This window comes from Pararobbsia alpina (assembly GCF_902859895.1).
Lineage (GTDB): Bacteria > Pseudomonadota > Gammaproteobacteria > Burkholderiales > Burkholderiaceae > Pararobbsia > Pararobbsia alpina.
Map to the genome: position 1 here is coordinate 1 of NZ_CADIKM010000065.1, position 18,482 is coordinate 18,482.

The 18,482-nt window shown below is 63.5% G+C and carries 14 protein-coding genes and 1 pseudogene; 8 read left to right on the forward strand and 7 right to left on the reverse strand.

Going from position 1 to position 18,482, the window contains the following annotated elements; genetic code table 11:
- Positions 1 to 258: 258 nt before the first annotated feature.
- Complete coding sequence (yoaA, locus tag HV670_RS27170) at positions 259 to 2,628, forward strand: DNA repair helicase YoaA (RefSeq protein WP_175108097.1); 2,370 nt, start codon at positions 259 to 261, stop codon at positions 2,626 to 2,628.
- 121 nt (positions 2,629 to 2,749) lie between these two features.
- Entirely contained in the window at positions 2,750 to 3,850 is a 1,101-nt protein-coding gene (locus tag HV670_RS27175; protein ID WP_175108085.1) for a glycosyltransferase, read from the forward strand.
- Here HV670_RS27175 and HV670_RS27180 read toward each other — a convergent pair.
- The 7 genes from HV670_RS27180 to HV670_RS27210 all read right to left on the reverse strand — a co-directional run bounded on the left by HV670_RS27180 (position 3,840) and on the right by HV670_RS27210 (position 11,816).
- Entirely contained in the window at positions 3,840 to 4,571 is a 732-nt protein-coding gene (locus HV670_RS27180) for a FadR/GntR family transcriptional regulator (RefSeq protein ID WP_175108086.1), read from the reverse strand. The two genes, HV670_RS27175 and HV670_RS27180, sit on opposite strands and share 11 nt — an antisense overlap.
- A 34-nt stretch (positions 4,572 to 4,605) precedes the next feature.
- The gene (gene arfA / locus HV670_RS27185) at positions 4,606 to 6,126 is read right to left on the reverse strand and encodes an arabinosylfuranosidase ArfA (RefSeq protein WP_175108087.1); all 1,521 of its coding nucleotides are present in this window, start codon (positions 6,124 to 6,126) and stop codon (positions 4,606 to 4,608) included.
- A 148-nt stretch (positions 6,127 to 6,274) separates the two neighbouring features.
- A complete protein-coding gene (locus HV670_RS27190) occupies positions 6,275 to 7,609 on the reverse strand; it encodes an extracellular solute-binding protein (RefSeq protein WP_175108088.1) in 1,335 nt (444 codons plus the stop codon).
- 241 nt (positions 7,610 to 7,850) lie between these two features.
- A complete protein-coding gene (locus tag HV670_RS27195; protein WP_217478538.1) occupies positions 7,851 to 8,750 on the reverse strand; it encodes a carbohydrate ABC transporter permease in 900 nt (299 codons plus the stop codon).
- Complete coding sequence (locus tag HV670_RS27200; protein ID WP_175108089.1) at positions 8,747 to 9,673, reverse strand: carbohydrate ABC transporter permease; 927 nt, start codon at positions 9,671 to 9,673, stop codon at positions 8,747 to 8,749. Before HV670_RS27200 ends, HV670_RS27195 begins: the two co-directional genes overlap by 4 nt.
- Entirely contained in the window at positions 9,663 to 10,745 is a 1,083-nt protein-coding gene (locus HV670_RS27205; protein WP_175108090.1) for an ABC transporter ATP-binding protein, read from the reverse strand. Before HV670_RS27205 ends, HV670_RS27200 begins: the two co-directional genes overlap by 11 nt.
- 252 nt (positions 10,746 to 10,997) lie before the next feature.
- Positions 10,998 to 11,816 (reverse strand): outer membrane protein assembly factor BamD, encoded by an 819-nt coding sequence (locus HV670_RS27210; protein ID WP_175108091.1) that lies wholly within the window; start codon positions 11,814 to 11,816, stop codon positions 10,998 to 11,000.
- Positions 11,817 to 11,886: 70 nt separating this feature from the next.
- Between HV670_RS27210 and HV670_RS27215 the strand changes: the two genes are divergently transcribed.
- The 6 genes and pseudogenes from HV670_RS27215 to HV670_RS32405 all read left to right on the forward strand — a co-directional run.
- Complete coding sequence (locus tag HV670_RS27215) at positions 11,887 to 13,038, forward strand: RluA family pseudouridine synthase (RefSeq protein ID WP_175108092.1); 1,152 nt, start codon at positions 11,887 to 11,889, stop codon at positions 13,036 to 13,038.
- 43 nt (positions 13,039 to 13,081) lie between these two features.
- Positions 13,082 to 13,930, forward strand: a complete 849-nt coding sequence (pgeF, locus tag HV670_RS27220; RefSeq protein ID WP_175108093.1) for a peptidoglycan editing factor PgeF — start codon at positions 13,082 to 13,084, stop codon at positions 13,928 to 13,930.
- Positions 13,931 to 14,221: 291 nt separating this feature from the next.
- A complete protein-coding gene (phaC, locus tag HV670_RS27225) occupies positions 14,222 to 16,267 on the forward strand; it encodes a class I poly(R)-hydroxyalkanoic acid synthase (protein ID WP_175108094.1) in 2,046 nt (681 codons plus the stop codon).
- Positions 16,268 to 16,291: 24 nt separating this feature from the next.
- Entirely contained in the window at positions 16,292 to 17,473 is a 1,182-nt protein-coding gene (locus HV670_RS27230) for an acetyl-CoA C-acetyltransferase (RefSeq protein WP_175108095.1), read from the forward strand.
- A 57-nt stretch (positions 17,474 to 17,530) separates the two neighbouring features.
- Complete coding sequence (locus HV670_RS27235; RefSeq protein WP_175108096.1) at positions 17,531 to 18,280, forward strand: 3-ketoacyl-ACP reductase; 750 nt, start codon at positions 17,531 to 17,533, stop codon at positions 18,278 to 18,280.
- A pseudogene (locus HV670_RS32405) lies at positions 18,277 to 18,482 on the forward strand (hypothetical protein); the annotation flags it as partial. The gene HV670_RS27235 and the pseudogene HV670_RS32405, both read left to right, overlap by 4 nt.

Genomic DNA, 18,482 nt, shown 5'->3' on the forward strand with positions numbered 1-18,482 from the left:
GTAGGCGGCCAAGCCCGCGGGCAAGGTAGGTAGGCAAGTAGGTAAGCGGCCAGGCCAGCAGGAAGGCAGGAAGGCAGGAAGGCAGGAAGGCAGGAAGGTGGCTGGGGTCGAGGCCTAAATTGATTTATTCGGGAGACCGCCGACAGCGGCGACCCCACTTGCCCTTGTGGCGGTTCGGCCGGTCTGCCGTGCCGCCCTGAGGCCGTTTCATTCTGGCAGGTCCCCGTCTTGAACGAATATTCCGAAGTCACTCCCGCTGTGCCCGAGCACGTGTCAGATACAGCGCCGCCTGAGAGCGGCGCTCCTGCGTCGCGAAAGTCTGCGGCCGCGGCGCTGATCGGTACGCTCAAGCCCGCCCATCAGGCCGAACTCGAGCGGATCTTCGCCGATGACGGCCTGCTTGCACGCCAGATCGACGGATATCGCGTGCGCGCCTCGCAAATGGAGATGGCACGCGCAGTCGCCGCGGCGCTCGAAGCGAGCGGGCAGGCCCAGGCCCGCAGCGGACTCGGCGAGCTCGAGCGTCCCGCTCGCGCACTGCATGCCGAGCGCGGCCGCGAGGACGAGAGCCGCGGTGCGAATGGGATGGGGGGAGCGCGGGGAGAGGACCGCAGAAGCCACACTGCACCTGCGGACACCGCGGCCAGCGCCGAGGCGCTCGATGACGGCGGCAATACGCTGATCGTCGAAGCCGGTACGGGCACGGGCAAGACCTACGCTTATCTCGTGCCCGCGATGCTCTGGGGCGGCAAGGTGATCATCTCGACCGGCACCAAGCACCTGCAGGACCAGTTGTTCCAGCGCGATATTCCGACCGTGCGCGATACGCTCGTCGTGCCGGTCTCGGTCGCGATGCTCAAGGGCCGCGCAAACTACCTGTGCCACTACTACCTGCAACGCGCCTCGGACAACGGTCGGTTGCCGTCGCGACAGGATGCGAGTCATCTGCAGGAAATCGTGCGTTTCGCCAAGCTCACGCGCACCGGCGACAAGGCGGAGCTGGCGAGCGTGCCCGAGACCTCGCCGGTCTGGGGCATGGTGACCTCGACCCGCGACAACTGCCTTGGCCAGGAATGCCCGAACTACAAAGATTGCTTTGTGATGAAGGCGCGCAAGGAGGCGCAGCAGGCCGATATCGTGGTGGTCAATCACCATCTGTTTTTCGCCGACATCATGTTGCGCGATACCGGCATGGCGGAACTGCTGCCGATGGCCAACACGGTGATCTTCGACGAGGCCCACCAGTTGCCGGAGACCGCGACGCTGTTTTTCGGCGAGACGCTGTCGACCACGCAGTTTCTCGAGCTCGCGCGCGACTCGGTCTCGGAGGGACTCAAGCATGCGCGCGACGCGGCTGACTGGGTGACGCTTGGCGCGGCGCTCGAGCGCGCGACACGTGATGTGCGCCTGGTGTTCGGCACCGAGATTGCGCGCATGTCGATCGCCCAGCTTGGCGACCAGCATCCCTTGTTCGAAGCGCTCGATCACGTGCGCGACGAGCTCGATCACTTGAGCGAAGCGCTCGGCGGCGCATCCGAACGGGCCGAATCGATTGGCCATTGCGTCCGGCGCGCACGCGAGCTGCGCGAGACGCTCAGCGGCTGGATCGACATGCCGCCTGGCGATGTTGCCGCGGCGAACGGGCAGACGGCCAGCGCCCGTGCAGGCGCAACGACGAGCGCCGGCAAGAGCGGCGCAGGGAAGTCAGACAAGACCGGCGAGGGTGGCGCCGCCGGCGCCGATCCGCTCGCCCGGGTCCAGGATGAAAAGGTCCGCTGGATCGAAGTGTTCTCGCACACCGTCCAGCTCCACGAGACGCCGCTGTCCGTTGCGCCGATCTTTGCGAAACAGCGGGCAGGGACTCCGCGGGCATGGATCTTCACGTCGGCGACGCTGTCGGTCAAAGGCGACTTCAACCACTACGCGGCGCAGATGGGTCTGAACGGCAAGCGTTCGATGACCTTGCCCAGTCCCTTCGACTACGAGCAGCAGGCGCTGCTCTATGTGCCGCGCGACATGCCCCAACCCTCGTCGCCGAACTTCACCGACGCCGTGTTCAATGCCGCGCTGCCGGCGATCGAAGCGGCCAAGGGCGGCGCATTCATTCTTTGCACGACGCTGCGTGCGGTCGACCGGGTCGCCTCGAAACTGCGCGATGCAAGTGTCTCGCGCGGCTGGAACTATCCGATCCTCGTGCAGGGCGATGCGAGCCGTACCGAACTGCTCGACCGTTTCCGTGCGTATGGCAATGCGATCCTCGTGGGTAGCCAGAGCTTCTGGGAAGGCGTCGATGTCCGTGGCGACGCACTGAAACTCGTTGTGATCGACAAGCTGCCGTTCGCTCCGCCCGACGATCCGGTGCTCGCGGCGCGGCTCGATGCACTGACCCGGAAGGGCCTGAGCCCGTTCGCCGTTCACCAACTGCCGCAGGCGGTCATTACGCTCAAGCAGGGCGCGGGGCGCCTGATCCGTGCCGAGTCCGATCGCGGGGTGCTGATGATCTGCGATTCGCGGCTCGTCGACAAACCCTATGGCCGTCGCATTTGGCAAAGCCTGCCGCCATTCAAGCGCACGCGCGACCCCGACGTCGTTCGTGAGTTTTTCGCGCGGGAGCGCGACGGCGAGTGAGCATGGCGGACCGGCAGCAATCTTGCCGATTTCGCCGGGGTGATGGTGTGATGCCGCGCAGAGGTGTGCGCGGGCAAGGTGTAGTCTAGCGACACCCTGGCCCGGAACCGCATTCGAAGTCATGAAGATCATCCACTTGGCAAACCACGTCCTCGAGATCGGCAACGGTATCGTCAACGTGATGGTCGATCTTGCGTGCGGGCAGGCGGACGCCGGTCACGATGTCGTTGTCGCGAGCGCGGGCGGCCAGTATGAAGCGCTGCTCGCCGAGCACGGTGTGCGGCATATCCAGCTGGTCCAGGAACCCCGCCCGGCGAAACTGCTGCCGATGTGCTGGCGTTTCAGTCGGATCGTCAGAGCGGAGCGGCCCGATATCGTCCATGCACACATGATGACCGGTGTCCTGATCGCCCGAGTCGTGCGTGCATTTGCACGGGGCCGGGCCTACCGGCTCGTGAGCACCGTGCACAACGAATTCCAGCGTAGCGCGATCGTCATGGGCATCGCCGATCGGGTGGTCGCGGTGAGCGCGGCCGTCGCGGAATCGATGAAGCGGCGCGGCGTGCCTGAAGTGCGGCTGCGCACGATCGCGAACGGCAGCATCGGCTCGCCCCGCACGGCTGCGAGTGCGGCGTCCAGTAGCACGTTGGTGCTCGAGCGGCCGAATGTGATGACGGTGGCGGGCATGTACCGCCGCAAGGGCATCGATGTGCTGCTGCGCGCCTTCAAACCGGTGGCCGCGCAGCTGCCGCATGCCCATCTGTACATCGTCGGCGACGGACCGGACCGCGCGGAGTTCGAAGCACTTGCACACACACTTGGCCTCGAAGGCCGCGCCCATTTCCTGGGCTTTCGCCAGGATGTGCCGGCACTGCTCGAGGCGACCGACGTGTTCGTGCTGCCTTCGCTCCAGGAGCCTTTCGGACTGGTGATCAGCGAGGCGCGCGAAGCCGGCTGCGCGGTGGTCGCGTCGGATGTCGGCGGTATTCCCGAAGCGATGAGTTTCGGCCGTGCGGGTGTGCTCGTGCCGCCCGGCGATCATCAGGTGCTCGGCCGCACCCTGCACGCGTTGCTGGCCGACGACACGCTGCGCAACACCTGGCGCGAGCGTGCGCGGACCGACCTCGAATGGCTCGAGGTCGGACGCGTCAATGCCGACTATCTTGCGGTGTACGAGGAAGTGCTCGGACGCCGGACGTCGAGAAAACCCGTCACGGCTTGACCGTATACCTCAGCATCCTGTCGCGCGATGCCGCGAGCAAGCGCGTCATCGCTGCCGCGGCCGCATCGGCCTGGCGCGAGACGATATGGTGGCGCACCGCGTCGTGCAGTGCGAGGTCTTCGCTCGGCTTCGCGGCCTGACGATGCAGCATCTCCGACGAGACCCGCAGTGCTGCCTTGATCGCATTGCCGATCGTGATGAACATCCCGTTGTGGGACATCGCAATGATGGCCATATGGAACTCGAGATTGGCGTCGGCCGCTGCCCACACATCGGACGGCGCCGACGGCGACGCGTACGCACTCGCCAGCTCGCCGTAGCGGCGCTCGATCAACTGAAGGTCTTCGTCGCTGCCGTGCCGCGCGGCGAGAAAACTCGCGCGGGGCTCGAAGCAGATGCGCATCTCGAAGATGTCTTCGACGATCTTCGAGTCGAACTGCGCATTGAGCCGCCACGCGAGCACGTCGCGATCCAGCAGGTTCCAGTCGGAGAAGGGCAGCACGCGTGTGCCGATCTTCGGCGAGACGTCAATCAGCCGCTTGCCTGCCAGCTGCTTGATCGCCTCGCGAATGGTCGTCCGGCTCACGCCGTACGCGCTGCACAGTTCACCCTCGACGGGCAGTACGTCACCCGGGCCGAATTCACCCGAGACGATGCGCATCCCGACGATCTTGGCGACCTGCGCAGTCATCGTGCCGACGACCGGCTCACGCTCAAACATTACACCCCCTTCATAGACGTCCTGCACGGCTGGTTTAGCCGCGCTCCCGCGCGGTCGTGACGATCACGTTCCACGAACCCGGCTTGAGCCGGGCCGTGATCTTTTCGCCCTCGACCGAAACCCTGGAGTTTACCGCCGGCGCGACCGTCAGTGGGGCTTCGCGCGTATTAACCGCCTTCATGTTGGTGTGATGCAGCTCGAGTGCCTGGTCGAGCGTGCGCTCCGTGCCGAGGCCGCGCAACTCGATGTTCAAGTCCATCTCATCGGTCAAGTGCCGGTTCAGTGCGAAGATCGTCGTGATCCCCGTCGCCGGGTCGTCGACGACGGCCGCGCAGAGATAGGCAATCTCGGGGAAGGTCTCGGCCTCGTAGGTCGGCGATTCGATCACTGACTTGAGCACGCGGCCGTGGCCGAACTTCGACGCCTGCGAGAACGGGTAGAAGATGGTCTGGCGCCAGGCCGCACCGCCCGGTTCGGTCATGATCGGGCCAATCACGTTGACGAGCTGCGCAAGGCAGGCCGTTTTCACGCGGTCGGCGTTGTTCATCATCGTGATCAGCGCGCCACCGACGACCAGCGCATCCTCGGTGTTGTAGACCTCTTCGATCAGGCGCGGTGCGGTTGGCCAGCCCGGCTTGCGCAGGTCGTTGATCGAACGCGCCTTGTACCAGACGTTCCATTCGTCGAACGACAGCATGATGCGCTTGGATGAGTGCTTGCGCGCGGCGACGCTGTCGGCGACCGCGACGATTTCCTTGATGAACAGGTCCATCACTTCGATATTGCCGAAGAACTCGGCGGTCGAATCGCGACGGTTTTCGAAATAAGTATGCAGCGAGATGAAGTCGACCTGCTCGAAACAGTGCTCGAGCACGCGGTCTTCCCAGGCGCCGTAGGTCGCCATCTCGTGTGTCGACGAGCCGCAGGCCGCGAGCTGGATGGTCGGGTCGACCGAACGCATGAGCTTGGCCGTCTCGAGCGCGATGCGCCCGTATTCGTCGGCGGTCTTGCGGCCGATTTGCCAGGGGCCGTCCATCTCGTTGCCGAGGCACCAGAACTTGATGTCGTGCGGCTTTTCGTGGCCGTGTTCGCGGCGCAGGTCCGAGAGCGCGGTGCCGCCCGGGTGATTGCAGTATTCGACGAAATGGCGCGCCTCGTCCGGACCGCGCGTGCCGAGGTTCACCCCGTACATCGGTTCGATATCGAGCGCGCGGCACCATTCGATGAATTCATTGGTACCGAACTGGTTGGTCTCGACCGAGTACCACGCGAGGTCGAGCCGTTTGGGTCGTTGTTCCTTCGGGCCGACACCGTCTTCCCAGTTATAGCCGGACAAGAAATTGCCGCCCGGGTAGCGCACGATCGTGGGTCCGAGTTCGCGGGTCAGTTCCATCACGTCTTTCCGATAGCCGCGCGAATCGGCATCCGGATGGTTGGGCTCGTAGATGCCGGTGTAGACGCAGCGGCCCATATGTTCGACGAACGTGCCGAAGACGCGTCGGTCAAGGTCCGCGACGACGAAATCTCGGTCGACGACGAGGCGGGAGGCAATCATTGTGGCGTGTCCTGTTGCTGGAGTGGATGAGCGTGCAGCCCGATGGGGCACGCTGTCTGAGTCATGCACATATCGTTGGATCAGGCCCATCCGCACCGCACCGCATCGTGCCGGTCGCGGCGCAGGGGGCCTCGTTGCACTACTGCACTTACTTCGACAAAAGCTTGTTCACGCGGTCTTCAGCCTGCTGCTGGACGTCGGTAATCGACTTGCCCGACGAGAGCATGTTGCTGATTTCCTCGCCGACCATTTCCTGGATCGCAAACTGGCGCGGCACGGTGTTGGGCAGCGAGTAGCCCGTCGATGCGATTTCCTTGATGTCCGAGCGGTGCGGCAGGGCATTGAACGCGGGGCTGTCGATCACCGACTGGCGAGCCGGCAGGTGGCCCGTGCGCGCCCAGTCCGCATCGTGGTCGTAGAGGAACTTGAGGAAGACGAGCGCCGCATGGCGGGTCTTCTCATCCTTCGCGCCGCCCTTGAGCATGACCCACGAGTGGCCATCGGCCCAGACTGCTTTCTTCTGATACAGGTTCTGGAACGGCACCACTGTGTAGCCGTCGTTGGCAAGCGCCGAATCGGGCTTCTTCGACAGCAGCGTGAAGTCCTCGATCACCCAGGTGCCGCACATCAGCACGCCAGCCTTGCCGTTTTCGAAGGCCTGGTTGGCCGCGCCGTAGTCGAGGCCCGGCGTGATGGCACCGGCTTTCATCAATGAGTCGTACAGCGTCAGCGCATTGGTGGCCTGCTTGCTATGCAGATCGATCTTCGTCGGGCCGTTCGGGAAGAGTGTGCCGTTCTGCTGATAGAGCCAGGTGTCGAAGGTTCGCGTTTCCGCGGCGCCTTCGTTGAGAACCGGCATCGCGAAGTAGGGCAGCCCCGTCTTGTCCTTGAACTGCTTGGATTGCTTGAGCAGTTCGTCGGGCGAGGTCGGCAGGATCGGCTTGCCGCTTGCGTCGACGAGGCCGGCCTTCTTGAACAAGTTGACGTTGATGTGCCAGAGCCACGAGTGCGTGTCGAAGGGCAGCGCGTAGGTCTTGTCGCCGAAGGTCACGCCACGGTGCGCATGGCCCGTGAAATCCTTCGTATCGATGCCGACCGATTTGAAGCCGTCGTCGAGCGGCTCGACGAGCTTGCGTTTCACATAGTCACCGAGCACGGCTTCATGCATAACCGAGATGGTCGGCACATCGTGGCTCAGGATCCGTGCGTCGATTTGCGTGTAGTACGGGCCCCACTCGATGATCTGCGGCTTGACGAAAATGTCTTCCTTGTTCGTCGCATTGAACTGGTTGACCAGCGTTGTGATGATCCCGCATTCGCCGGAGGCCTTGTTGACGTCGTTCACATTGCCGTATTGCGCGTCGCAGGCGCCAAAAAAACGCGACAACGTAATTTCGGTCTTGGCTTGGGCCGGGGCGGCAAGGCCCACTGCCAGGCTCAGCACGGCGAGCGAAAGCGCACCGCGCGCGAGCGATTTCTTCATGTCTATCTCCTGTTGGATACTCGATGGGCCGCCTGCTTCGCCATGGCGATCGTGCGGCTTCCTGGTTGAGCAATCGGAGCGATGAGTCGCTCTCTTGTTGATTCAAAAAAAGGGTGATCGATGCATCGTTTATCGAGTGGCCTATTGAGCCGCTCACTCGCTGCTCGATAAGCCGCTCATCAAACCTCAACGAGTCGATCCATGCATGTGGCACACGCTTCGAACGCGAGCCGACCGCCTCTCAGCGCACCGTCGTACCGGCCACCGCCGCCACGATGTACTTCTGGAAAAACAGATACAGCACGAAGATCGGCAACCCCGCGAAGACGGCCTGCGCCATCAGGTAGCCGATCCCCTCGGACTGCGCGAAATTGCCCTGGGTCGAGGCGAGACCGATCGTCAGCGTGTACATCTCAGGCTTCGATGCCGAGACGAGCGGCCAAAGATAGTCGTTCCACGCACTGAGGAAGGTGAAGATCGCGAGCGTCGCCTGTGCCGGAATCGACAGCGGCAGCACGATGCGCCAGAACACCTTGAAGCGCGATGCGTTGTCGAGCAGCGCGGCCTCCTCGATATCGACGGGCACGGCCTTGAAATACTGCGTCATCAGGAACACACCGAACGGCGAGGCGAGCCGCGGCAGGATCAGCGCGCCATAGGTGTTGTGCCAGTCGAGTGAAGCAAAGATGCTGTGCAGCGGAATCACGAGCGCCTGTTCGGGAACGGCGAGACCCGCGAGGCAGATCACATAAAGATAACGCTTGCCCGGAAACTCGGTGCGGGCGAAACCATAGCCGGCGAGCGAGGCGATCACGAGCGTCAGGAAGGTCTGGCCGAGCGAGACGATCACGCTGTTGATCAGCCAGCCGCCGACCGCCGAGGTCCCGAGGATATTCGTGTAGTTCTGCAGCGTGAACGGCGGCGAGAACAGCACGTCGGTATGTTGCTCGAGGAAGGCGTTCGGCTTGAACGACAGCGCGAAGACCCAGACCAGCGGCGCGATCCACACGAGTGCGAGCAGCACCACGGCCGCGAGCATGACATAGTCGCCAAGGCGGCCCGCCAGCGCGCCGCGTGCGCGTATCTCCGGACTGGGCTCCTGGCCGGGTTTCGAACTGGACTTCATCGCGACCGTGCTCATGCGGGCTCCTTCCTGCGGGCGATCCAGGCCTGCAGCGCGACGCAGACGAGCATCAGCACGAACAACACCTGGGAGGCGGCGGCCGAATAGCCGAACGACCATTGGCGAAAGCCGGTTTCGTAGATGAATTGCACGATCGGGCGCGATGAGTTGTTCGGGCCGCCGGCGGTCAGCAACTGGGCCTGGCCGAGCAGCTGGAACTGGAACACCGCCTCGATCACCGCGACCAGCGCGACCGTGCGCTTGATCGACGGCAGCGTGATCGACGTGAAGGTGCGCCAGCGCGTCGCGTTGTCGAGCGCGGCGGCTTCGTAGAGCTCCTGCGGAATTTGCTGAAGCGCGGCAAGAAACAGCATCATCGGCAGGCCCACGATCCACCAGACCGTGACGACCGCGACCATCGGCAAGGCCGACTCTTCATGGACCAGTGGCAGGTATTCGGGGATGTTCAGTGCGTGGCTCACATCGGCGAGCAGCCCGTGACCCGGCATCAGCACGAGTTTCCAGACCAGCGTGACGATCGTGACCGACAATACCGAGGAGCCGAAGAAGATCGCGCGCAGCCCGGCACCGAAGCGCCCCGGCCGATTGAGCACGAGCGCGAGCGCCAGACCGAGCGCCACGAACACCGGGACGGTCATGAACACGAAGTAGAACGTGTTGCGGACCGAGCCACGGAAGATCGGGTCGAATGCGAGGTCGACGTAGTTCTTGACCCCGATGAAATCGCTCGTGCCCGCGAGCAGGTCGACGCTTTGCAGGCTCAGCCACCAGCCGAACACGAGCGGCACGATCAGCAGCAGCACATAGACGATCACGAACGGCAGGACAAACAGCGCGTTCGAGATGGGCGCACGGGAATTCCTGAAACGGCGTTGCCGCGTCTTCGGCAGATCGACCGTTAGTGAACGGTCAGACGCCATGGTGTGCCTTCCCGCTTTCATCGAAGAGATGCAGATGGGTGGCGTCGAGACTCAGGCGGATCACGTCGCCGGCCTGCATATCGAGTTCGCGCGGCACCTCGACGACAAGCAACTGGCTGTTGGCGAGACTCAGGTGCGCGAGCGAGCGGTCGCCGAGGCGTTCGATGACTTCGGCACGGCCCGAGAGCGCGCCATCAGGGTCTATCACGACGTGCTCGGCGCGCACGCCTAGCGTAAGCTTGCCGGGCGGGAGCGTATTGGCCGCGACCGTGGTCGGTACCACGACGTTGTCGACGGGCAGCCGCACGAGCAGGCGGCCGCCGTTCTCACCCGCGGTTTCGACCTCGAGGAAGTTCATCGCCGGTGCGCCGATGAAACCCGCGACAAAGCGCGTGGCCGGACGACGATAGATATCGAGCGGTGCGCCGATCTGTTCGATGCGGCCGCGGTTCATCACGACGATCCGCGTCGCGAGCGTCATCGCCTCGATCTGGTCGTGCGTGACGAAGACCATGGTCGAGTTGAGGCGCCGGTGGATGCGTGCCAGTTCGACGCGGGTGCGGGTGCGCAGCGATGCGTCGAGGTTCGAGAGCGGCTCGTCGAACAGGAACGCATCAGGCTCCTTGACGACTGCGCGGCCGATCGCGACGCGCTGGCGCTGGCCGCCCGAGAGTTGCGCGGGGCGGCGCGCGAGCAGCGGATCGAGTTCGAGCATGCGCGCCGCTTCGGCGATGCGCCGCTCGATGTCGGCCGCGGCGACGCCCGAATTGCGCAGTCCGAACGCCATATTGTCGTAGACCGTCATATGCGGGTAGAGCGCGTAGTGCTGGAACACCATCGCGACACCGCGCTTGCCGGGCGGAAGATCGTTGACCTGGCGGCCGCCGATGCTGATCCGGCCGTCGGATACTTCTTCGAGTCCGGCAATCATGCGCAGCAGGGTCGATTTGCCGCAGCCCGAGGGGCCTAGAAAGACCAGGAATTCGCCTTCATGGATATCGAGGTCGAGACCGGTGATGACTTCCGTCTCGCCATATCGCTTCGTCACGCCGTTGAGCAGAATGCCCGTCACGGTGCCTCCTTTGGCTATGTCTCGAAACTTCCGTTTTGAACTGCTTTGATATTATGAAAGGCATCGTAACAAGGCCGTTTTGAGGGTGTCCAATCTCGAATTGGATATCGAGCGATATGTATTTGGGTATTGTTCGGGCCGTTCGCCCAGTATGTGAGCGCAGGGGCGGGGCATCGCGCCCATGAAAAAAAGCCCGGCGAACTTGCGTTCGCCGGGCTTCTCATCCCTGCCGCCATTCGGTAAAGGCGCGCCTTACCAGATCTGCCACCACGGCTTCGTCGTCCCGACCCGTGCACGACCCGTCACATACGGGCTGTCCGGGAAGGTCGCCGCGAGCACGCGCTGCGTGTCTTCGGCGAGCTGCTTGTTGCCGATCGCCTGATACGACTGCACCATCACATGCAGCGCCTCCTCGGTCGCCGGTGAGTTCTTGTATTGAAGAATCGCGGCCTGTGCACGATTGATCGCCGCAAGATAGGCGCCACGCTTGTAGTAGTACTGCGCGGAATAGACTTCGTGCGAGGCGAGCGCATTGATGATGTAGCGCATGCGCTGCGCGGCATCCGGCGCGTATTTGCTGTTCGGATACTTGTCGACGACGGCCTTGAACGAATCGTACGAATCGAGCAGGGCCTTCGGATCGCGTTCGCTCATGTCCTGACCACCCCAGCGCCCGAACAGGCCGAGGTCGTCGTTGAAGTTGATCAGGCCCTTGAGGTAGTACGCGTAGGCGATGTCCGGGTGATCCGGATGCAGCTTGATGAAGCGGTCGATTGCCGTATTGGCCTGCGACTGTTCACTGTCCCTGTAGTTGCAGTAGGCGACATTGAGCTGGGCCTGCTGTGCATGGGGACCGAACGGATCGCGACCCTGGACCTGCTCGAAGTACTTTGCGCACTTCGCCCAGTCGGCACTGGCCATCGAATCCTGAGCCTCCGAGTATAATTTGTTGGTCGACCAGCCCGCCGTCTCGTCGGTCTTTTGCGGCAGGCCGCTACAGCTCGCGAGGAGAACGGTTGCGCCCGCCGCCAGGGTCAGCGCTACCAGTTTGAATGTGCTCAAGGCTTGCATTTCCCGGGTTTCTGTTCCGAATCCTTCATGGCCGTTGTTTTAATGGCCGCCCACTCATGGCCCCTGACTGATGGCCCCTGATCCAATCGCGAATTATAGCTTAACGCCGAATGTTCCCGACGCGCCTGAAACGGATGCGCTCGACGATGATTTCGCACTCGATGCAGGCATCGATCCGAGCACGCCCGATGGCGCGTCGCCCGCTGCGTCTGCTTCGGCCGGCGCGACGCTCGCTACCGCAGCCGACGAGGTGCCGCGCGCCGCGCGCATGCCGTCGGAACTGGCCGGAGAACGGCTTGACAAGGCGCTCGCACGCCTGTTTCCGCAGTATTCGCGCAGCCGCCTGCAGGCCTGGCTCGAGGAGGGCCGCGTGACGGTCGACGGTGCGACCGCCAAACCCAAGCAGAGCGCGATCGCCGATTCGGACGTCCAGGTGACGCCCGCGGCCTCGCCCGAAATGCAGGCGTTTCTGCCCGAACCGATTCCATTACCGATCGTTGCAGAGGACGATACGCTCGTCGTGATCGACAAACCCGCGGGGCTCGTCGTGCATCCGGCGGTCGGCAACTGGAGTGGCACGCTGCTCAACGGTGTGTTGTACCGCTACGGGGCGGGGGCGCTCGCGCTGCCGCGTGCGGGCATCGTGCATCGGCTCGACAAGGACACCTCGGGGCTGATGGTCGTTGCCCGAACCGTCGAAGCGCAAACCGACCTGGTTCGCCAACTCCAGGCGCGCACCGTGCACCGGCGCTATCTTGCGCTCGTCTGGGGTCGCGCGGGGCAGGGCACGATCGACGCACCGCTTGGCCGCGATCCGCGTGATCGGGTGAAGATCGCCGTCGTCAACGGCGCGGCCGGCAAGCCCGCGCGCACGCACTACCGGACGATTGCGATCGGCGAACTCGACGGCAAGCCGGTTTCGGCCGTCGTGTGCGATCTCGAGACGGGGCGCACGCATCAGATCCGGGTGCACCTCGCGCACATCAATCACCGATTGCTCGGCGATCCGTTGTATGGCCGGCTCAGGAACCAGCCAGCGCCCGCGCCGCTGCCGGGCGGGTTTGCACGGCAGGCGCTCCATGCCTGGCAGCTCGGCTTCAATCATCCACAAAGCGGCAGGTCGGTCGAATGGCGCGCCGAGGTTCCCGCCGATATCCTCGCACTCGCCGAAGCCTGCGGAATCGCCGAAGCACTCGATCTCGATCTGTTGGCGGAGCAGTAACGATTCGCCGGTTCGACCTCAAGAGGTGAATGTGACCGATGCAATGACAGATGATCCCCTGGGGTTCGTTCCTTCGAAGTCTGCTTCCTTGAAGGCCGTTCCATTGACGCTCGACGATTGCCTGATTCCGGACTGGCCGGCACCGTCGAATGTCCGTGCATGGGTGACGACGCGCCGCGGCGGCGTGAGCCGGCCGCCGTTCGATACCTTGAATCTCGGCCTGCACACCGGGGACGAGAGGGACGATGTGCTGGCCAACAGGGCGGCGCTGGGTCGGCTCGCCGGCGCGAGGCTGGCGTGGCTCGAACAGGTCCATGGAACCGCCGTTGCCGATGCAGCGGAAGTCCTGCGGGCCGGTCAGCCGCTGCGCGCGGATGCGAGCGTCACCAGCGAACCCGGCATCGCCTGCATCGTGATGATTGCCGATTGCCTGCCCGTCCTGTTCTGCGACGCGCGCGGTCGTGCGGTCGGCGCCGCGCATGCGGGCTGGCGCGGGCTGAGCGCGGGCGTCCTCGAGAAGACCGCACAGGCCGTCGCGCGGCGTGCGGGCGAGGGCGCGGTCGTGCATGCGTGGCTCGGCCCTGCAATCGGGCCAAATGCATTCGAAGTAGGTCGCGATGTATTCGATGCGTTTGTCGACGGCGCGCCTGCCGCGGAACGCGAAACCACGGCCGCCGCGTTCACCGCGCACGGGAGTGCGCCGCAAAAATATCTCGCCGACCTCCATGCGCTCGCGCGAATTCGTTTGCGTCGTGCGGGTGTCACCTCGGTCGCGGGTACGCAGGCCTGCACCGTCTCCGATCCCGCGCGCTTCTATTCATACCGGCGCGACGGCGCGACCGGGCGTTTTGCCGCGCTTGTCTGGCTGGCCGGGCAAGCGATATCCGGGTAATCGATTAGAAACGCGTCGATTGATAAGACGATTGCTTAAAACTCGGGGAAAATGCCTATAAACATTCTGACGCAGTGCGTCAAAATCGGCTTGCAAAGCATTGACAGAGCCTCGCCCCAGAGGAAGAATGCCTAAACGGTAGCGCATCTGTTTGAATGCAACATGAATCGTCAAGCGCCGATCCGTCCGACCTGCGAACCGATCGCCGATCCGGGTGTCGTCTGGGACAGCGCATCAGCCGACACGCTTTTTCTCGCCATCGTTGAGCGCATGTAAGGGTCGACCGCACGCATGACAGCCTCGAAAACTCCCGGCAGTTCCTCGGCATCGGCCGCCTCCGGCTCCCCTCCTGGCATCCCCGGCAGCGCTGAATTCACGCGTGCTTTCGAGCAATGGCTCGGCCAATGGAGTGCATTGCTCCAGCCTGCCGCCGACGTCGCGAAGTCCGCGGGAGCGGGCGCAGCGAATTCGGCGGGGGCTGATGCCTCGCAAGCGGGCGCGGCTGGATACTCGCCTGCCGCATGGTTTGCCGGCTGGCCGGCCGCGGGCTTGCTGGCTGCCGGTTTTCCCGCAGCGTTTTCCGCTGGTTTCCCGTCGGCAAGTGCATTTCAGAGTTTCTTTCCCGCGGCAGCCTTGCCGCAGGGCGCGCCGTTCGCCTCGCTGCCGAACTTCCCCAGCATGCCGGATCTCCAGCAACTCAGTGCGCTTGGCAACCTGCCTTCGGTCATGATCGTGCCCGAGAAGCTCAGGCAGCTTCAGAACGACTATGTGCGCGAGACCGGCGAACTGCTCAAGCACTTCACGGTGAACGAGCCGTTCGCCGTCGAACTGTCCGATCGGCGTTTTACGTCCGAGGCCTGGACGTCGACACCGGCGTATGCATTCACGGCCGCCTGGTATCTGCTGAATTCACGCTATTTGTCCGCGCTGGCCGAGGCGGTGGACGCCGATGCGAAGACGCAGGAACGCATCCGCTTCTTCATCCAGCAATGGACGGCCGCCGTTTCGCCGGCGAACTTCCTCGCCCTGAATCCCGAAGCGCAAAAGGCACTCGTCGAGACACGCGGCGAGAGTCTGCGACAGGGGATCATGAACCTGCTGACCGATATGTCGCGAGGCAAGATCTCGCAGAGCGACGAGGCAAACTTCAAGGTCGGCGAGAACCTCGCGAATACTGAAGGCGCGGTCGTGTTCCAGAACGATCTGATCCAGCTGATCCAGTACAAGCCGCTCACGGCGACGGTCCATGAACGGCCGCTGCTCGTCGTGCCGCCCTGCATCAACAAGTACTACATCCTCGACCTGCGGCCAGACAATTCGTTCGTGCGTTATGCGCTCGAACAAGGCCATTCCGTCTTTATCATTTCGTGGCGTAATCCCGATGCATCGCTGGCCGCCAAGTCGTGGGACGACTATATCGACCAGGGCGTGCTCGCCGCGATCGAAGTGGTCCGCGAGGTGTCGGGCCGGGAGCAGATCAACACACTCGGTTTCTGTGTCGGCGGCACGATGCTCGCGACGGCTCTCGCGGTCCTCGCGGCGCGCGGCGCACATCCGGCCGCGTCGATGACGCTGCTGACGACGATGCTCGACTTCGCCGACACGGGCGTGCTCGACGTCTTCATCGACGAAGCGCATGTGCAGATGCGCGAGTCGACGATCGGCGGCTTGCACGGTACATCGCCGGGCCTCATGCGCGGCTACGAATTCGCGAACACATTTTCATTCCTGCGGCCCAACGATCTCGTCTGGAACTATGTCGTCGAGAACTACCTCAAGGGACATACGCCGCCGCCGTTCGACCTGCTGTTCTGGAACGGCGACTGCACGAACCTCCCGGGGCCGATGTACGCGTGGTATCTGCGCAATACTTACCTCGAAAACAAGCTGCGCGTACCCAATGCACTGACGGTCTGCGGCGAGCAGGTCGACCTCGGCAAGATCGATGTGCCGACTTTTATCTATGGTTCGCGCGACGACCATATCGTGCCCTGGAAGAGCGCGTATGCATCGACGCGCTTGCTCAATGGCCCGGTGACTTTCGCGCTCGGTGCGTCGGGCCATATCGCAGGTGTAATCAATCCGCCCGCCAAGAACAAACGCAGTTTCTGGCAAGTCGGGACGGATGGGGATGGCGCGTCGAAGGCGGCGCATGCGCTGCCCACGAGTGCCGACGAATGGTTCAGCGCGGCGACCGAACAGCCTGGCAGTTGGTGGCCGGACTGGTCGAGCTGGCTCGCGCACTATGCGGGCAAGCAGGTCAAGCCGCGTACGAAGCTGGGCACGGCCGGTTATCCGGTAATCGAAGCCGCGCCCGGCAGTTACGTGAAGAATTGAAATTCGCAACTTGAGAGGTTGGTTATGACCGATGTAGTCATCGTTTCGGCTGCCCGTACGGGCGTAGGCAAGTTTGGCGGTTCGCTCGCGAAGATCGCCTCACCCGAACTCGGCGCAGCCGTGATCCGCGCAGCCCTGCAACGCGCAGGTGTGACAGCCGAGCAGGTCAGTGAAGTCATCATGGGCCAAGTGCTCACCGCGGGTTCGGGACAGAACCCGGCCCGTCAATCGCTCATCAAGGCCGGCTTGCCCACGTCGGTGCCCGGCATGACGATCAACAAGGTCTGCGGCTCGGGCCTCAAGGCGGTGATGCTCGCGGCGAACGCGATCATCGCGGGCGACGCCGAGATCGTGGTCGCCGGCGGCCAGGAAAACATGAGCGCGGCGCCGCACGTGTTGCCGGGTTCGCGCGACGGATACCGCATGGGCGACACGAAGCTGATCGACTCGATGATCGTCGACGGCCTCTGGGACGTCTACAACAACTATCACATGGGCACGACGGCCGAAAACGTCGCGAAGGAACACGGCATCACGCGTGAAGCGCAGGATCGCTTCGCAGCCGAGTCGCAGAACAAGGCCGAAGCTGCCCAGAAGTCGGGCCGCTTCGACGACGAAATCGTGCCGATCGAGATTCCGCAGCGCAAGGGCGACCCGCTCAAGTTCGCCACCGATGAATTCGTGCGCCATGGCGTGACCGCCGAATCGCTCGCCGGGCTCAAGCCGGCGTTCTCGAAGGACGGTTCGGTGACCGCGGCGAATGCGTCGGGCCTCAACGACGGCGCCGCGGCACTGGTGGTCATGTCGCTCAAGAAAGCCGAGGCGCTCGGCCTCACGCCGCTCGCGCGCATCAAGGCGTATGCGAATGCCGCCGTCGATCCTAGCGTGATGGGCATGGGGCCCGTGCCGGCCTCGACCCGCTGCCTCGAACGCGCGGGCTGGAAGACATCGGATCTCGACCTGATGGAGATCAACGAAGCGTTTGCCGCACAGGCGCTCGCCGTCCACAAGAAGATGGGCTGGGATACGTCGAAGATCAATGTGAACGGCGGCGCGATCGCGATCGGCCACCCGATCGGCGCGTCCGGTGCGCGCATCCTGACGACACTGCTCTTTGAAATGAAAAAGCGCGACGTCAAGCGCGGTCTTGCCTCGCTATGCATCGGCGGCGGCATGGGCGTGGCGCTCGCGGTCGAGCGCTTCTGAGCGGCTGCCCGGTCCGGCAACACGAAGAAAACAAACTAAAGAATATTGGGAGTCAGCATGAGTGAAACCCCGAAGCGTATTGCGTATGTAACAGGTGGCATGGGTGGGATCGGTACCGCGATCTGCCAGCGATTGTACAAGCAGGGCTTCACGGTGGTGGCGGGATGCGGCCCGAACTCGCCGCGGCGGGTCAAGTGGCTCGGGGAACAGAAGGCCCTCGGCTTCGACATTCATGCGTCCGAAGGTAATGTGGCCGACTGGGAGTCGACCAAGCTTGCGTTCGAGAAGGTCAAGTCCGAGATCGGCGAAGTCGACGTGCTCGTCAACAATGCGGGCATTACGCGTGACGTCGTGTTCCGCAAGATGACCGTCGAAGACTGGAACGCGGTGATCGACACGAACCTCACGAGCCTGTTCAATGTGACCAAGCAGGTGATCGACGGCATGGTCGAGCGCGGGTGGGGCCGTATCATCAATATCTCGTCGGTGAATGGGCAGAAGGGGCAGTTCGGCCAGACCAACTACTCGACCGCGAAGGCCGGTATCCACGGTTTTACGATGGCGCTTGCGCAGGAAGTGGCAACCAAGGGCGTGACGGCCAATACCGTTTCGCCCGGCTATATCGGGACGGAGATGGTTCGCTCGATTCGTCCTGATGTGCTGGAAAAGATCATCGCGACGATTCCGGTACGGCGACTGGGTTCGCCTGACGAGATCGCGTCGATCTGTGCGTGGCTGGCGTCCGACGAGTCGGGCTTTTCGACTGGTGCGGACTTTTCATTGAACGGTGGTCTGCATATGGGCTGAGGCCGCCTGGCGCCCCCGCCGGCTGCCCGCGTGGCGGTGGGTGGCCGCCCGGCAGTGCCCGGGTCCAGACTGCAGATCAGATCCCGACAACCTGTGCAGCCTTATTGAATGTTGAGCGCTGTGCTGAAAGGCTTCGAATGACGACGACAAAGAAAACCGGCGAACGACTAATCAAGAAATATCCGAATCGCCGGCTATATGA

What these genes read in the sequence shown, in the direction of transcription:
- HV670_RS27175 (WP_175108085.1), top strand. Translation starts at nt 2,750, where the DNA reads ATGAAGATCATCCACTTGGCAAACCACGTCCTCGAGATCGGCAACGGT.
- HV670_RS27195 (WP_217478538.1), bottom strand. Translation starts at nt 8,750, where the DNA reads ATGAGCACGGTCGCGATGAAGTCCAGTTCGAAACCCGGCCAGGAGCCC.
- HV670_RS27200 (WP_175108089.1), bottom strand. Translation starts at nt 9,673, where the DNA reads ATGGCGTCTGACCGTTCACTAACGGTCGATCTGCCGAAGACGCGGCAA.
- HV670_RS27230 (WP_175108095.1), top strand. Translation starts at nt 16,292, where the DNA reads ATGACCGATGTAGTCATCGTTTCGGCTGCCCGTACGGGCGTAGGCAAG.
- pgeF (WP_175108093.1), top strand. Translation starts at nt 13,082, where the DNA reads ATGACAGATGATCCCCTGGGGTTCGTTCCTTCGAAGTCTGCTTCCTTG.
- phaC (WP_175108094.1), top strand. Translation starts at nt 14,222, where the DNA reads ATGACAGCCTCGAAAACTCCCGGCAGTTCCTCGGCATCGGCCGCCTCC.
- arfA (WP_175108087.1), bottom strand. Translation starts at nt 6,126, where the DNA reads ATGATTGCCTCCCGCCTCGTCGTCGACCGAGATTTCGTCGTCGCGGAC.
- HV670_RS27235 (WP_175108096.1), top strand. Translation starts at nt 17,531, where the DNA reads ATGAGTGAAACCCCGAAGCGTATTGCGTATGTAACAGGTGGCATGGGT.
- HV670_RS27210 (WP_175108091.1), bottom strand. Translation starts at nt 11,816, where the DNA reads ATGCAAGCCTTGAGCACATTCAAACTGGTAGCGCTGACCCTGGCGGCG.
- HV670_RS27215 (WP_175108092.1), top strand. Translation starts at nt 11,887, where the DNA reads ATGGCCCCTGATCCAATCGCGAATTATAGCTTAACGCCGAATGTTCCC.
- HV670_RS27190 (WP_175108088.1), bottom strand. Translation starts at nt 7,609, where the DNA reads ATGAAGAAATCGCTCGCGCGCGGTGCGCTTTCGCTCGCCGTGCTGAGC.
- HV670_RS27180 (WP_175108086.1), bottom strand. Translation starts at nt 4,571, where the DNA reads ATGTTTGAGCGTGAGCCGGTCGTCGGCACGATGACTGCGCAGGTCGCC.